The organism is Mycolicibacterium confluentis (assembly GCF_010729895.1).
Taxonomy (GTDB): domain Bacteria; phylum Actinomycetota; class Actinomycetes; order Mycobacteriales; family Mycobacteriaceae; genus Mycobacterium; species Mycobacterium confluentis.
In genome coordinates, this window is record NZ_AP022612.1 from 5,290,490 (window position 1) to 5,305,349 (window position 14,860).

At 66.9% G+C, this 14,860-nt stretch carries 13 protein-coding genes; 2 read left to right on the plus strand and 11 right to left on the minus strand.

The genetic code is table 11. The annotated features are described in order from the left end of the window. The 8 genes from G6N34_RS24840 to G6N34_RS24875 are packed head-to-tail and all read right to left on the minus strand — an operon-like array spanning nt 1 to nt 9,194. Entirely contained in the window at nt 1–1,530 is a 1,530-nt protein-coding gene (locus G6N34_RS24840) for an MCE family protein (protein WP_085152157.1), read from the minus strand. Then, the gene (locus G6N34_RS24845) at nt 1,530–2,732 is read right to left on the minus strand and encodes an MCE family protein (protein ID WP_085152158.1); all 1,203 of its coding nucleotides are present in this window, start codon (nt 2,730–2,732) and stop codon (nt 1,530–1,532) included. Before G6N34_RS24845 ends, G6N34_RS24840 begins: the two co-directional genes overlap by 1 nt. Then, nucleotides 2,732–4,201: an MCE family protein gene (locus G6N34_RS24850; RefSeq protein WP_407663250.1), complete on the minus strand. Its 1,470-nt coding sequence runs from the start codon at nt 4,199–4,201 to the stop codon at nt 2,732–2,734. Before G6N34_RS24850 ends, G6N34_RS24845 begins: the two co-directional genes overlap by 1 nt. Further along, on the minus strand, nt 4,201–5,283 hold the full coding sequence (locus tag G6N34_RS24855; RefSeq protein WP_085152160.1) for an MCE family protein: 1,083 nt from the start codon (nt 5,281–5,283) through the stop codon (nt 4,201–4,203). Before G6N34_RS24855 ends, G6N34_RS24850 begins: the two co-directional genes overlap by 1 nt. Then, nucleotides 5,283–6,314 (minus strand): MCE family protein, encoded by a 1,032-nt coding sequence (locus G6N34_RS24860; protein ID WP_085152161.1) that lies wholly within the window; start codon nt 6,312–6,314, stop codon nt 5,283–5,285. Before G6N34_RS24860 ends, G6N34_RS24855 begins: the two co-directional genes overlap by 1 nt. Then, a complete protein-coding gene (locus G6N34_RS24865) occupies nt 6,311–7,471 on the minus strand; it encodes an MCE family protein (RefSeq protein WP_085152162.1) in 1,161 nt (386 codons plus the stop codon). The genes G6N34_RS24860 and G6N34_RS24865 overlap by 4 nt, the downstream gene beginning before the upstream one ends. A 47-nt stretch (nt 7,472–7,518) precedes the next feature. Continuing rightward, the gene (locus G6N34_RS24870) at nt 7,519–8,367 is read right to left on the minus strand and encodes an MlaE family ABC transporter permease (protein WP_085152163.1); all 849 of its coding nucleotides are present in this window, start codon (nt 8,365–8,367) and stop codon (nt 7,519–7,521) included. Between the two features lie 14 nt (nt 8,368–8,381). Beyond that, the gene (locus tag G6N34_RS24875) at nt 8,382–9,194 is read right to left on the minus strand and encodes an MlaE family ABC transporter permease (RefSeq protein ID WP_085152164.1); all 813 of its coding nucleotides are present in this window, start codon (nt 9,192–9,194) and stop codon (nt 8,382–8,384) included. Between the two features lie 279 nt (nt 9,195–9,473). Here G6N34_RS24875 and G6N34_RS24880 point away from each other — a divergent pair, with 279 nt between their 5' ends. Together G6N34_RS24880 and G6N34_RS24885 are read left to right on the plus strand one after the other, a co-directional pair. Continuing rightward, entirely contained in the window at nt 9,474–10,247 is a 774-nt protein-coding gene (locus G6N34_RS24880; RefSeq protein ID WP_085152232.1) for an SDR family NAD(P)-dependent oxidoreductase, read from the plus strand. 54 nt (nt 10,248–10,301) lie between these two features. Next, entirely contained in the window at nt 10,302–10,754 is a 453-nt protein-coding gene (locus G6N34_RS24885; protein ID WP_085152165.1) for a hypothetical protein, read from the plus strand. A gap of 95 nt (nt 10,755–10,849) precedes the next feature. Here the strand turns inward: G6N34_RS24885 and G6N34_RS24890 are convergent, their stop codons facing one another. The 3 genes from G6N34_RS24890 to G6N34_RS24900 form a co-directional block, all read right to left on the minus strand. Further along, nucleotides 10,850–11,272, minus strand: coding sequence for a cupin domain-containing protein (locus G6N34_RS24890; protein WP_085152166.1), 423 nt, complete (start codon nt 11,270–11,272; stop codon nt 10,850–10,852). Between the two features lie 13 nt (nt 11,273–11,285). After that, complete coding sequence (locus tag G6N34_RS24895) at nt 11,286–11,900, minus strand: sigma-70 family RNA polymerase sigma factor (RefSeq protein ID WP_085152167.1); 615 nt, start codon at nt 11,898–11,900, stop codon at nt 11,286–11,288. Nucleotides 11,901–12,040: 140 nt separating this feature from the next. After that, complete coding sequence (locus G6N34_RS24900) at nt 12,041–14,836, minus strand: ATP-binding protein (protein WP_085152168.1); 2,796 nt, start codon at nt 14,834–14,836, stop codon at nt 12,041–12,043. Nucleotides 14,837–14,860 lie beyond the last annotated feature (24 nt).

A 14,860-nucleotide genomic window follows, 5' to 3' on the forward strand; every position in this document is an offset into this window, starting at 1 on the left:
TCACTGAGGCAGCATGTCCTGGAAACTCTGCGGAGCGGGCTGCACCAGGTCGGACTGCCGATACACGTTGCCGTCGGGCGTCGCATACTGCCCGGTCCCCGGGTTGTAGGTCGCGAACGCCACCGGGGGCCCGGCCGCGTCCGAGGGCTGCGTGGCCGAGGCGGGCGCAGCGGGGTCTGCGGACGGAGGAGGCGGCACGGAGCCTTCGACGCCGGCCGGCGGCATCGGAGTGCCCTCGGCTGGGCCGAAGATGTTCTCCTCGAACGTGATCCGGTCATCCGGCGGAACACCCTGCGCGATCAGGCTGGGGTCGATCGGGTACGGGCCCAGCGCGTGCTGCCGCATCGCAAGCGGCTCGAAAGGCTTGTCACTCTCACAGATTTCGACCGTCGGTGCACGCTTGCCCGGCTGCGCCATGCACGGGAAGTTTCGCGCGCCACGAACTCCCATGGGCGAGTCCTGGGGCAGCTTGCAGTACAGCCCCTCCGGAGTGTCCACGTCAGTGAGGTCAGCGGGCGGCCGCCACGACGACGGCGGCAGGAACCCCACCGTGCAGGCCGGCGGGTCACCGAGTGTCAGGCTGAACTCCGACAGTGCCATGCCGGTCGGGTTGTTCAGTGAGGACCCGTACGACTGGGTCGCCGCAAGGTACGGCGGCAACAGCACCAACAGCTGTTCGATCGACGAGTGGTAGGTGACTCCGATCTGGCCCACTGTGGTCAGATTCGCCAGCAGCACCGGCAGCGTCGGCTTGACCTGGTTGAGCAGGCGCGACGCCTCATCCGCAGCGCCGGAACCGGTGCGCAGAATCGTCCGGACCTCCGGATCCCGCGTCGCGACCTGTCCGGTGATCCCCGCCATGCTGCGCGCCCAGGTTCGGATCGACTCCACGCTCTGCGCCTGCCCGTCGAGCAGCGGACGACTGTCGTCGATCAGGGTGCGAGCGTTGTCGGCCGCGCCGTTGAGATCGGCGGCAAGTCGGCTCGACGAGTCGAACAGCGAGCCCAGGTCGTCACCCGTTCCATTGAGCGCCTTGAACGATTCGTCGAGCAGGTCTGTGAGCTTGCTGGTGGGGATGCTGTCGACCAGTGAACTCATCTGGTCAAGCATCGGCCCGACGGGTTCCGGCAGCGAGGCGTTCTCTGCGGTGATCACCGAACCGTCCTGCAGGTGGGGTCCACCGTCGGCGCGGGGAACCAGGTCGACGTACTGCTCGCCGACCGCTGACACACTGCGCACATTCGCCTGCAGGTCCGCGGGGATCTTCGGTGACTTCTGCAGTGACATGGTGACCACGGCGCCCCCGCGGGTGGGACGGATGTCGGTGACCTTGCCCACCTCCACGCCCCGGTAGGTGACGTTCGAGAAGCGGTACAGGCCCCCGGTGTTCGGCACCTCCATTTTGACCGTGATCCGTCCGATCCCCAGGAGCACCGGGGCCTGCATGTAGACGAAGACCATCGCGCCGACGCCGATCACCGATGCGATCGAGAAGATGATCAGCTGGTTGCGGACGAAGCGAGTCAACATCAGTTGCCTCCTTCGGTGGGCGCCTCGACGCCGCCTGCCGGTGTCGCGGAATCACTCGGTGGGTCGAAGGGGATGGTGGCGACCTCCGTGGGCAGTGGGGTCAGCGGGGCCTGGAGCGGGTCCCGGGTGTAGGTGGAGTACCAGGGGTCACCCGGCGCCGGCACCATGGAGGCGCCTGGTTCGCCCCACCGGGTGCCGAGCAGGATTCCGCTCTTGAGTCGCGGAATCGTGAAGTCGAAGACGATGAACTGGTTCATATAGTCACCGCGGATGCCGCGATCGATGAAGTCCTGGGTGTAGGGATAGGTCGGCAGGTACGACAGTGCCGTGACCAGATCCGGCCCGACGTCGGCCAGCGCTTTGACAGTGGGCTCGAGGTTCTTGAGGTTTCCGACGATGTCTGCGTGCGAGTCGTTGATCAGTTGCGTCGCGGTGTCACTGAACCCGCCCAACTTCTCGAGCGCGGTGGTGATCCGCGGCCGTTGCGCATTGAGCACCTCCAGGGCCTGCGGGATGCGGTCCAGCGCCGACGTGAGCACCGGTCGCTGATCGGCGAAGGTCTCGGCGAGCCGATTCAGCGACGAGATGGAGGCGATGATGTTGTCGTGCTGGTTGTCCAGCAGGCCGACCACGTTGTTCATCCGGGTGAGCAGGTCACGGACCTGAACCTGGCGCCCGTCGAGCGCCGCGTTGAAGTTGTGGATGATGTCGCCGATGTGGGTGAGTCCACCGCCGTTGACCACCACCGAGAGCGACGACAGGGTCTGCTCGGTGGACGGGTACGTCGACGTCTTGGTCAGCGGGATGGTGGACCCCGCGGGCAGTTGGCCTGTCGGCTCCTGGCCCACCGGCGGGTCGAGTGCGAGATGCATCGACCCCAGCAGGCTGGTCTGACCCACTGTCGCGACGGCGTTCGCCGGCACCACCGCGTCAGGTTGCACCGACACTTCGACGGCGGCCCGCCAGTTGTCGACGGCCATCGTGCGGACGGCTCCGACCACCACGTCGCCCACCATGACGGGCGAATTGGATTCCAGCGTGCCCACATTGGCGATCTCGACGTGGTAGGTGATGGCGTCGGCTCCGGTTCCCACCGTGCCGGGCAACGGCAACGAGTTGAGCCCGTCGAACGCGCAGCCTGACGTCACCAGGGTTGTGCAGCACGCGACCGCCGCCAGTCGGCGCGCCGCCAAACGAGTCATCACGGGGTGCCTCCCGTAGGTGTCGTCGCCGCACCGGCTTCGGCCGGCAGCAGCATCTCAGTGAGCGTCGAGGCCGCTGGAGCCGCAGGCGGCGGTGCCGGGACCCCAGGCGGGATGGGCGCACCCGGATACAGCGCGGGGTGCGGATCGGCGGGCAGACCGTTGGGGGCGTACGCGCCGGGCGGGTGCGGCGGATCCGTCCACCCCGGTGGGGGTGGCACGTCCCCGGCCCCGGTGTAGGCCGAGACCGCGGGCGGGATCTCGGCGGGAGCCGGACCGGTGCCGCCACCGCCGGGAGCCAACCGGGGATCGGAGTAGATCACGTTCTTCGGCGCGGGACCGAGATAGGCGTTGAACGGGAAGGGCAGGTGGTTGAAGTTCATCAGTCTCAGTGCGGGCCCGAGGTATTCGGCGCAGGCCTTGCCCGAGGCCTCGGCGGTGACGTTCTCGACCGCCGCGATCGCCGAACAGATGGTGGCGACGGGGTTGGCGAAGTTGTTCATCGCGAACGATCCGCGTGGGCCGCCGGTGTCGGGGTTGTAGATGTTGTAGCCGTTGACCAGGGCGTTGGGCGCAGCGTGCAGCACGTTCTTGACCACCATGCTGTTGTCGGACAGCACCTGGGTGACATTGGCCAACCGCTCGATCTGCTCGGCCGTCTGATCACGCGAACCCTCGATGAACCGCTGCACCTTTCCCAGAGCCGACGACAGTTCGGTGATGGCCGAGTCCAGGTCGGAACGGCTGCCGTCGACGACGCTCGTGACGTCGGCGAGCCGATCCTGGAACTGCACGATCTGCGTGTTGCTGTCGCGCAGTGCCGACACGAACACCTGCAGGTTCTTGATGACGTCGACGATGTTGCCGCTGCCCTCGCCGAGGATCCGGCCGACATCCGACAACTGGGTGATGGTCTCCCGCAGCCTGTCACCGTTGCCCGCCATCGCGTCGGCCGTGCTGTCGATGAAGCGACCGAGCGAGGTCTCCGAAACCCCGCTGGACGGGCCCAGTTCCGCGGCCAGGCGGGTGAGCTGCTCTTTGATCTCATCCCATTCGACGGGGATGGCGGTGCGCTCCAACCCGATCTCGCCGCCGTCGGGCATGGTTTCGCCGCTGGCCTCCGGGCCCGACCCGTATGCGGGCGTGAGTTGGACGTACCGGGCCGACACCAGGTTGGGCGCCACGATGATGGCCTTGGCATCGGCGGGCACGGGCACGTCGCGGTCGATCTTGAGAGTGACTCGAGTGCTCGTCGGCAGCGGTTCGATGGACTCGATCGTGCCGACCCGCACGCCGACCACGCGCACTTCGTCGCCGGGATAGATCGCAGTCGCCGACGTGAAGTGGGCGGTGAGGGTCTTGGGGCTCAGGAACTGTTGGTAGGCAAGGAACCCGGCGCCCACGAGCACCAGGCCAGCCAGGGTGACGGCCAGAATCCTCTTGGCGTGTGGCCCCACGCGTCGGCTCATCATGGGTGTCCTCCCGGAATTCCGTTGTAGGGGAACGGGAATTCGGCGCGAGGCCCGGCATTGTCCGGTGGCTGCCCAGCGTTCACGCCGCGGCGGAAGCCCAGCGCGTAGTCGAGGAAGGGCTGGATCGCCGGACCGGGAAGCAGGTTCGAGGCGAATCCGTAGTAGTAGAAGCCGTTGTTGACCGCTTCGCCCTGCGTCAATTGATATTTGGCGAGCCCGCGAAGGGACTTCTCCAGGTTGTCACGGTTGCGCTCGAGCATCTCCGAGACTCGGTTCAGCTGCTCAAGCGCCGGGGCGAGTTCCTTCTCGTTGTCGTCGATCAGCCCGGACAGCTCCCGCGTCACGGCCGTGGTGTTCGCGAGCAGGTTGACGATCGCATACCGACGGTCCTGCAGCACTCCGAGCAGATCATCGGCGTTGAGGATCAGGCGGTTCACCTGTTCGCTTCGCTCCGAAAGGATTCCGGTGACGTCGGCCGCAGTCGACAGCAGGCTGCTCAACGACTCGTTGCGCTTGTTCAGCGACTTCGACAGCCGGCTCATACCGTCGAAGGTGGGGGCGAGTTGCGGGGCGAGGCGTTCGATGGTCTCCGACAGGGTGTCCAGCGAGAGGTTGATGGCCGCGGTGTCGGTCTGTGCGGTGTTGGAGGTGAACTCGCCGATGGCATCGGTCAGCGAGTACGGCGAGGAGGTGCGGGTCAGCGGGATGAGACCGAGGGCGCCGATGCTGCCGTTGCCGCGCGGTTCGACGACCAGGACCCGCTCGCCGAGCAGCGTGCCGATGCTGATCTGTGCTGTGGTGTCCCGGCCGAGTCGCACCCTGCTGTTGACCGCGAAGGTCACCAGCGCCTTGCCCTGATCGAGTTCGACGTCGGACACCGTGCCCACGGTCACGCCGGACACCTTCACGTTGTTGCCGGCGGTCAGCCCGCCGGCCTCGGCGAACTGCGCCTGGTACCTGACCGAGGTCGCCATCGACATCAACTGCTGAGGCCGCAGGCCGACGGCGATGATCAGCACGATCAGCACCAAACCGATGAATCCGGTGCGAACGAGCGAGGACTGGCGATATTTCAGCATCAGGGCTCCCCACACCGGCCGGTGTTCTGGATGACCCAGGGGAAGTGCGCCGTGCGCCCCTGCAGGTCTGTGACCCGAAGGGAGACACCGCAGATGTAGAGGTTCAGCCAGCTCCCATAGGACCCGAGCCGTACCAGCTTGCGATAGTTCTGCGGGGTCTTCTGCATCAGGAGGTCCAGCCGGGCCAGGTCGGTCTCGTTGGACAGCAGCGGAGCCAATCGGGTCAGCTGGTCGACGGTGCCCGACAGCGGCGGCCGCGCATCCGTCAGCAGACTCGCCATTGACGCGGTGCCGTTGTCCAGCGCGGTGATCGCCTCGCCGATCGGATCGCGTTCCTCGGCCAGGCCGCTGACCAGGCGCTCGAGCCCGTCCACCGCGCCGGAGAACTTCTGCCCGTCCTTGGCGAGGACGGACAGGGTGTCGTTGAGGTTGTCGATCAGGCTCTCCACGGTCTGCCCGTTGTCGGCCAGCGCATTGGTGAACGACGACGTCCGCGCGAACAACGATTCGAGATCCCCACCCTGGCCCTGCAGGATCTGGATCAGCGAGTTGGTCAACGAGTTGACGTCGTCGGGGTTGAGACCCTGGATGACGGGTTTGAGGCCGCCGAGAAGCAGATCGAGGTTGAGTGCCGGCTCGGTGTGGTCGATCCCGATGAGAGACCCCGGCGGGCGGACCCTGACTGAGCCGGGCTCGTCGATGAGTTCGAGATAGCGATCACCGACGAGGTTCAGGTAGCGCACCGCGACCGTCGTCCCCTCGGTGAGCCGAACCTTGTCGTCGGCGTCGAAGGCCACCAGGACGGTGTTGTCGGGTTGCAGTTCCACGTCGCGCACCGTGCCGACACGAATGCCGGCCACCCGCACTGAGTCGCCCGATTTGAGGCTGGACGCGTCCCGGAACAGCGCGGAGTAGCCGTGGGTGGATCCCGAGCGGTACTGGCTGAAGATTGCGAACAGGCCTGCCGTCAGCACCACCATCGTCAGCGCGAAGGCGCCGAACTTGGCTGCTGTCGTGCCCAGCCCGTTCACCCTGGCTGTCCGATCTGTGCGGAGTTGCGCGGCGGACCGTCGATCGGGCCGTAGAGCATCTGCTTGAGGCCGTCGGAGTTCAACAGGATTCCTTCATTGCCGTACTGCGCAGGGTTCGCGTTGACGTCGGTGACGACGAACGGCGGATGCTTCTGGAAACCGACCTTGGGCAGATCGGTGCACTGCGGCCCGCCGGTGGCCCCCACCTTCGGCAGGTTCTGCGGGTAGCGGTAACGCTCCTGGCCGAAGACCACGGTCTGCAGCAGCAGGCCACCGGGAAGCGGTGTCCCCGGGGCGTTGGCCAACTGCACGGCACCGCCGAGTCCACAGGTCAGTGCCTCGTTGTACTGGTTGGTCAGGTCCGTCGTCGGGACCAGCAGGCGCGCGACGTCGGTGATGGCCTGCCGGTTGGTGCCCACGACATCGCTGCCGGTGTCTGCGAGTCCGATGACGCTGATGAGCAGGGCATCGAGATTCTGCTGCTCGTCTACGAGGGTCTGGCTCATCGTCGTCGCGGCCTCGACGGTGGTGACGAGGTCCGGTGCCGCGTCGGCGTAGGCGTTGATCACCTCGGGGGCGACGGTGAGTTCATGCTCCATATTCGGCAGGCTCGGGTCGATCTTCGTCAGGAACTCGTCCAGGTCGGTCATCATCTGGCCGATCTGATCGCCGCGCCCGTCCAGCGCCGTCGCCAACGCACCGAGCGTCTCGTTGAGTTTGGTGGGTTCGATCTTCGAGAGCACCGAGGACAACTGCTCGAACACGGTGTTGATCTCGACCGTGACATGGTCGGCGTCGAGCACCTGCCCGGGTTGCAGCGGCTCGGCGGTTGAATCGGCCGGTGGCACCAGTTCGACGAACTTCGCGCCGAACACCGTCGAGGACGAGATGTCGACCCGCACATTGGATGGGATGAGTTCCAGGTACGACGGATCCATCGCCAGATGCAGCGCGGCGCGTCCGTCCGGCAGGGATTCAACCTTTCGCACCGAACCGACCTGTGCACCATGCAGTTTCACTTTGGCGTCCGCGTTCATGACGAGACCGGCGCGTTCGGCCAGCACCGTGACACCGACCGTGTCGGTGAAGCTGCCCCGGAACAGGCCCACCGCGAGTGCCACCACGGCCACGGCCGCGGCGATCGTCGCGCCACCCATCAGGGGCCGCTTGACCTCGGGACTCAATGCCACAGCAGAACTCCCCTCTAACCCGACAGGTTGAAGTTGCCGTTGGCGCCGTAGACCGACAGCGACACCAGCAGGGTCACCGCGATCACGACGATGAGGGACGTGCGCACCGCGTTCCCGACCGCGACACCCACGCCCGACGGACCGCCGCGGGCGAAGTAGCCGAAGTAGGTGTGCACCAGCAGCACCGCGATCGCCATCAGAATCGCCTGCAGGAACGACCACAGCAGGTCCGTCGGATTGAGGAAGGTCGCGAAGTAGTGGTTGTACAGGCCCGCCGACTGCCCGAACATCACCACGGTGGTGAGCTTGCTCGCGGTGAACGACAGGATCACGGCGATGGCGTAAAGCGGTGTGATCGCGATCATTCCGGCGACGATGCGGGTGCTGACGAGGTACTCCACCGACCGGATGCCCATGGTCTCGAGGGCATCGATCTCCTCGCTGATCCGCATCGCGCCCAACTGCGCGGTCACCCCCGCGCCGAACGTGGCGGCCAGTCCGATGCCGGCGACCACGGGCGCCGAGATCCGGACGTTGATGAAAGCGGCCAGGAACCCGGTGAGGGCTTCGATGCCGATGTCACCCAGCGAGCTGTATCCCTGCACCGCCAGCGTGCCGCCTGCCGCGAGAGTGAGGAAGCCGACGATGACGACGGTTCCTCCGATCATCGCCAATGTCCCCGCACCCATGCTGATTTCGGCGATCAGGCGGATGATCTCCCGGCGGTAGTGCACGGCGGCGTGGGGCACACCGGCCAGCGCGCGCCCGTAGAACGCGGTGTGCTCACCGATGCGGCTGAGGGTGCCGATCGGTCTGCTGAGTTCCCGCGCCAGTTGCGGGTGGAGTACGCGTATCCCTGCCATCGTCTGGTCCCTGCTCAGTTCGACGTCATCTGGATGCCGATGGCCGTGACCACCACGTTGACGACGAACAGCGACATGAAGGCGTACACCACGGTTTCGTTGACGGCGTTGCCGACGGCCTTGGCGCCGCCACCGCTGATGGTCAGCCCGCGATAGCAGGCGACCATCCCGGCGATCAGTCCGAACAGGGCCGCCTTGACGCACGAGATGATCACCTCGGGCACCCCGGTGAGCAGCGTGATGCCTGCGGCGAAAGCTCCGGGGTTGACCCCCTGGACGAAGACCGAGAAGGCGTAGCCGCCGAGGATTCCGATGATGACCACGAGGCTGTTGAGCAGCATCGCCACCAGGGCCGACGCAAGCATCCGAGGCGTCACCAACCGCTGGACCGGATTGATGCCCAGCACCTCCATCGCGTCGATCTCCTCGCGGATGGTGCGCGACCCCAGGTCCGCGCACATCGCGGTGGCGCCGGCGCCGGCCACGATCAGCACTGTGACCATGGGGCCGACCTGAGTCACCGCGCCGAAAGCCGCACCGGCGCCCGACAGGTCCGCCGCGCCCAACTCGCGCAGGAGGATGTTGAGGGTGAAGCTCACGAGCACCGTGAAGGGGATCGCGACGAGGACCGTGGGCATCAGCGACACGCGCGCCACGAACCACGACTGCTCCAGGAATTCCCGGCCCTGAAACGGTCCGCGGAAGAGGAACTTCACGGCGTCGGCCGACATCGCGAGCAGCCCGCCGACGGCTTGGACGGGTCCGAATCCGCGTTCACGCAGGCCCGACAGCCCCAAGGCCCGGCGGTCTTGGGTCTGACTCACCATGTGCCGCAGAACCCTTCCAACTCACTGGTTCGGACGAACCACACACCGGCGCACCGGCTCACTGACCACAGAGACGGTGACAGTCGCCGTTGATCGGCGGCACACTGTGTCCCATCCACCGGGAAGGGACGCACCGGTGGGAGGTGGTTGGGCTGGACGGTAAGACGCGAACCCAGCCTGCGGTCGCCATTGCGCGAGCGTCCCCGAACTGACAGGAGCTGCGACTTGTCTGTGCTTCCCCCACCGCCCGCGAATCTCGCGCGCTACACCGAACGCCGGGTGTTGATCACCGGCGGCGGTTCAGGCATCGGCCAGGCGTGCGTGCTGCGGATCCTCGCCGAGGGCGGCCACGTGGTCGCGGCGGACATCAGTCCCGAAGGTTTGGCCGACACCGTCACGAAGGCTGGCGACGCAGGCGAACGCCTGCAGACGGTCGTGATGGACGTCGGCGATGAGGAGTCCGTTCGCCACGGCGTGGCCGAGGCGGTGGGACTGCTGGGCGGCCTCGACACCCTGGTGAACGCGGCCGGCATCCTGCGGTCGTCACACCTGACGCAGACCACGCTCGCCGACTTCGAGTTGGTGCTTCGCATCAACCTCGTCGGGATCTTCCTGGTCACCCGGGAAGCCATCGGCGCACTGCAGGACGGGAAGGGCCCGGCGGTGGTCAACTTCAGCTCAACCTCCGCCCACTTCGCGCATCCCTACATGGCCGCCTACGCGGCCTCCAAGGGCGGTGTGCTGTCGATGACGCATGCGTTGGCGCTGGAGTTCGCCAAGGCCGGGATTCGGTTCAACTGCGTTCAGCCCGGGTCGATTTCGTCGGGTATGACGGACGGCACCGGAGAGTCCCGACAGAGTGTCGGCCCCGGCCTGCCCGAAGACGCCGACTACAGCCTGTTCGGCAAGGTGGCCCCGATGCTGCCGTTGGACGGCGGTGCGATCTTCGCGGCACCGGATGCGGTGGCGGGTGTGGTGGCGATGCTGGGCAGCGACGACGCGTACTTCATCACCGGCACCGAGGTGCGCATCGACGGCGGCTCCCACATGTAGCGAGTCCACATCCTGCTGCGTCGGACCGAGACCACCACCGAAAGAGGTTTGGACATGTTGACCGCGAGGCTCCTGTGCGTGCTGGCAGCGGTGGTGACCGCAGGCCTGTGGCACTCTCCCGCAAGCCATGCGGAACCATTCTTCGCCAACTACCAGTTGGTGATCCCGGACCGGTACGACTTCCACACCTGGACGTGGGCCGTGACGCACTGCCTGCCCGTCACCGAAGGCTGCGTGTCGATCAATGCGATCCCGATGCCGGTGGCCAAGGCCTTCGAGTACGTCGGCGAGGCACGTCTCGTCGACGGCCGGTACACACTGACAGTCGACGTGCCGGACGGATTGCGCTGCGGCAACGTCTATTACGGGCCCGTGATCCCCACCCGCGATGTGTACTCGTGGGATTCCGGGACGCTGCAGGGCACGCTGACGTCGTCATTCGACGCCGGTTGCGACGGGACGCCCGCCGGAGCCTTCACGTATCCGTTCTCGCTGGTGCGCTTGTAGCACTGCCCCGAAGGAGCACGGCCCCGCCGCGTCCCTCCCGCGAGCGGCCGGGTTGGTACGCAATCCCCCGGCGTGCCGCGTACCGACGCGGCCGCTCACCGGGCCCGGTGCCCCCTGGGAATCCGCAGGTGCTCGCGCGCGGCCAGTTCGTCGTCGTCGACGAGCACCAGCATCTGTTGACCCGGAACGCAGAACATCGTGACCAGGAAGCGGCTTGGGAGGTCCTCGCGGTTGTTGGCATCCGAATAGTGGATGACGTCACCGCCCGGTTCCCAGAAGGCCTCGCCCGCCCGGATGACGCGCGGTGGCTCCCCCTCGAGTTCGAAGAGCATCTCGCCCTCGAGCATGTAGCCGAACGCAGGACCGCCCGGGTGACGGTGCGGTGGGGCGCCCCGACTGCCGGGCGGATACTCGACCACCACGGTCATCGCCTCGGCGTTCGCCGCGATGGCCGGCGGGTGGACGCCCTGCACGACGGTGATCGCCGTCTTCCATTCTTCTCCGTACTGGGTGGACATCGGTCTCTCCTTCTCACGCGGCGAGCGTGGACATGGATTCGGAACGACGCCGCGCGTGGGTCGAGTCGGCCAGTGAACGACGCAGTTGGACACGCGCCCGCGAGGCCCGAGACATCACGGTGCCCATCGGAATCCCCATGAGCGCAGCGGTTTCGGCGTACGTGTAACCCTCCACATCGGCGTAGTACAGCACCGTCCGGAATCCGGCGGAGAGCTGAGCCATCGCCTCGCGAATCTCGTTGTCGGGCAGCCAGTCAAGGGCCTCGTCCTCCGCCGATCGCAGCCCTCCCGCAAGATGGGCACCGTACTCGGCCAGACCCCGGTCGGTGAGCTCGTCGGTGAGCACCTCCGCGGGGCGCCGCTCCTTCCACCGGTACGCGTTGATCCACTGGTTGTGCTGGATCCGGAACAGCCACGCCTTGAGGTTGGTGCCCTCTTTGAAGGTCCGGAAGCCCGCGTAGGCGTGGACGAGGGTCTCCTGCAGCAGATCCTCGGCATCGGCGTTGCTGCGGGTGAGCCGGCGGGCTCCCCGTGCCAGGCTGTCGACCAGCGGCCACACTTCGGCGGCGAAGCGTGCCTTGAGTTCGCTGTCGGACTCAACGGCGGGGGGAACGGCGTTGACGGTCATGAGGACTTCCTCCGGTCTGAATTCAGTGTGTGGCTGTGTGAAATTCAGACTCGTCGCCAACGGCCCCAGGGGGACCCTTGGTCATCCGTGGTCAACAGTCCGTAGTCCCGTAGTCGCGCCGCCGCGACCCTGGGCCGACGTCAATCAGACCAGGTCAGCGTGCGCAGCGAGCGGCGCGATGTGATGCCGAGCTTGACGAAGACCTTCCGCAGGTGCCATTCGACGGTGTGCACGCTGATGAACAGTTGGGCCCCGATCTCCTGGTTGGTCAGTCCGTCTGCGGCCAGACGCGCGATCTGCGCCTCCTGCGCCGTCAACTGGTCACCGGAGGCCACCGGCTGTTTGCGGACCTTGTCGCCGACCGCGATCAACTCCCTGCGGGTCCGCTCGGCAAACGCCTGTGCGCCCATGCGGGTGAACATCTCGTGGGCCACGTTCAGATGTCGACGGGCATCACCGCGCCGGTTCACTCGGCGCAGCCATTCGCCATAGGCCAGGTGTGTTCGCGCCTGATGGACCATCACACGAGACCGGCACAGATGGTCGAGAGCCTCGGTGAACAACTGATCGGCGTCGTCGTTGTCGGCCAGCAGCGCGCGTGCGCTGGCCATCGCGCCCAGCCCCCACGGTGTCCCGCTGGCCCCTGCGCGTTCCTCGATGTGGCTGATGGCGCGTTGCGCCGCAGCCAGCTCACCAATGTGCGCGGCGGCGTCGACCAGTTCGTGCAGCGCCCAACTGTAGAAACCGAGATCCTCGTACTCACAGACCTCACGCGCGGCGGAGAAGGCTTCCTCGTAGCGGCTCAGTCCGTTGTACAACACTGCGGTCGCATAGCCGGTCAGACCGAGAAGCCTGCCCTCTCCGCGTGCCTCAGCGTCACTGGAGGCCGCGTCGATGAGCCGCATCGCCGCCACGGGATCCCCCCGCCACGCGGTGATCACCAGCGAGTAGTAGCGCACGGGTCCGTTCGGGGCAGTTGCCGCGGTGATCGAGTCAGCCTCGGCGATCAGCGTTGTCGCCGTGGACAATTCGCCAAGCAGCACATGTAGTCCGGCCCGGTACACCAGCGCCTGTGGGAGTCCGGCCAACGCGCCGGCGGTCCGGGCCTGCCTCACGATCGCCGCCGACAGCCTGTCGACAACGTCTTCATCCCAGAGTTCATGGGCCGCCGACTCCTGCAGGATCGGAAACGCCGGAACCAGCCACCGGAGGATTTCGCCGGGACTTGCCTCGGCAAGCTGACACATCGCGTCCAGGGCGGTCCGGAGGTGCTCGACTCCTGCCCGGGCGCCACCGGTGACCCGCTCGATAACGCCCCGGAAGAACAGGTCCACGGCCCGGGGAAGGTCCGAGGTGCGGGTCAACGCCGTGCGGGCGGTGTCAGCGGCATCGACAAGGGCTCCGGGCTGCCCCAGACGACCGGCATACATCAACGCCGCGAATGCTTCGAGATAGCTCTCGCGGGAGGCGAATTCGTCGATGTCCTCCATCCGCTTCGCGGCCTCCAGCAATCCGGCCGCGGTCTCCCCCACCCGGGGAGCACCACTGTCCCCCGCTCGGCTGCTGACGAACTCCATCTGAGCTCGCAGGCGCACCGCACGGGCACGCTGAAGTTCCGGCAGCGGTGCCAACTCAGCGATGGTCAGCAGTTCATAGGCCGACGCCGAGTCCGCCGAGTCCCGTTTGGCCTCAGCGGCAGCCAAGGCGCGGCTCCCACGAAGATCCGGATCCGACGTGAGCACTGCGGCACGCTCGAGGAAGTTCGCGGCCGCGGCGATGCCTCCTCTGCTCTGGGCCCGGCTTGCCGAGTCCTCCAGTTCTGCGGCCACCGAATCATCGGTGCCGGCGACGGAATTGGCTGCGTGCCATGCACGCCGATCTGGATCGGAGTCGGCGTCGGTGGCCGCAGCGAGCGCGGCGTGGATCTTTCGGCGGTCGGCCAGGTCGGCGGCCCGGTAGGCGGCCGCACGAATCAGTGGGTGGTGGAAGCGCATCCGGGGGCCGAACTCGATGACACCCGCGGACTCGGCCGGCGACAACGCGTCCACGGCGATGCCCAACCGTGCGGCGGCACGCAGAAACAGCGCGGAGTCGCCGACCGGTTCGGCCGCGGCCAGCAGCAGCAGTTGGCGCGTCGCATCCGGCAGCGCCTGGATGCGACGGACGTAGCTCTCCTCGATGCGGTTGGGTGATCCCGTCGCGCTCAGCGGCCCGAATCCGCCCGCGAGTTCTGCAGCCGAGTACGTGCGGGGAGCTTCCAGAAGTGCCAACGGGTTGCCACGTGTCTCGGCGACGACGCGATCGCGGACATTGGGATCGACTACGCCGATCATCGCCTGGTCCAACAGTGTTCGTGCGTCGGCATCGGATAGACCGTGCACACGCAGTTCCGGCAGCCCGGCCAGCGTCTCGGCGCCCTCGGTGCGCGCGGCGAACACCATGGCCACGGGTTCCGCCACAAGCCGGCGCGCAACGAAACCCAATGTCTGCAGCGAAACCTGGTCCAGCCATTGGGCGTCGTCGACAACACACAGCAGTGGCTGGTCGTGCACCGCCGCCGCGAGCAGGCTCAGCACCGCCAAGCCGACCAGGAAGCGCTCCGGCGGTGGCCCGACGCCACGCCCGAACGCAACGTCCAGCGCGTCACGCTGTGGTGGCGCCAGGTCCTCGAGGTGGTCCATCAAGGGCGCACACAACTGCTGCAGTCCGGCGTACGCCAACTCCATATCGGACTCGACTCCGGAGACCTGGACACAGCGCAGGCCGTCGCCCTCGCCCCGGAGCAGGTTCAGCAGCGCGGTCTTCCCGACTCCCGCCTCGCCGCGCAACACCAGGACGTGGGACGTGCCGGATCGAATTGACTTGGTGACTTGGCGCAGCGCTGCGGTCTCGGCGGTGCGCCCGTGCAGGTGCTGTGCCCGGCCGTGACTCGCCATAGCGCACCCCTCTGGAGACGGCCG

Excerpts from the sequence above, each read along its gene's own strand:
- G6N34_RS24890 (WP_085152166.1), bottom strand. The coding sequence starts at position 11,272 with ATGTCCACCCAGTACGGAGAAGAATGGAAGACGGCGATCACCGTCGTG.
- G6N34_RS24870 (WP_085152163.1), bottom strand. The coding sequence starts at position 8,367 with ATGGCAGGGATACGCGTACTCCACCCGCAACTGGCGCGGGAACTCAGC.
- G6N34_RS24865 (WP_085152162.1), bottom strand. The coding sequence starts at position 7,471 with ATGGGTGGCGCGACGATCGCCGCGGCCGTGGCCGTGGTGGCACTCGCG.
- G6N34_RS24855 (WP_085152160.1), bottom strand. The coding sequence starts at position 5,283 with ATGCTGAAATATCGCCAGTCCTCGCTCGTTCGCACCGGATTCATCGGT.
- G6N34_RS24895 (WP_085152167.1), bottom strand. The coding sequence starts at position 11,900 with ATGACCGTCAACGCCGTTCCCCCCGCCGTTGAGTCCGACAGCGAACTC.
- G6N34_RS24875 (WP_085152164.1), bottom strand. The coding sequence starts at position 9,194 with ATGGTGAGTCAGACCCAAGACCGCCGGGCCTTGGGGCTGTCGGGCCTG.
- G6N34_RS24840 (WP_085152157.1), bottom strand. The coding sequence starts at position 1,530 with ATGTTGACTCGCTTCGTCCGCAACCAGCTGATCATCTTCTCGATCGCA.
- G6N34_RS24850 (WP_407663250.1), bottom strand. The coding sequence starts at position 4,201 with ATGAGCCGACGCGTGGGGCCACACGCCAAGAGGATTCTGGCCGTCACC.
- G6N34_RS24900 (WP_085152168.1), bottom strand. The coding sequence starts at position 14,836 with ATGGCGAGTCACGGCCGGGCACAGCACCTGCACGGGCGCACCGCCGAG.
- G6N34_RS24845 (WP_085152158.1), bottom strand. The coding sequence starts at position 2,732 with ATGACTCGTTTGGCGGCGCGCCGACTGGCGGCGGTCGCGTGCTGCACA.
- G6N34_RS24885 (WP_085152165.1), top strand. The coding sequence starts at position 10,302 with ATGTTGACCGCGAGGCTCCTGTGCGTGCTGGCAGCGGTGGTGACCGCA.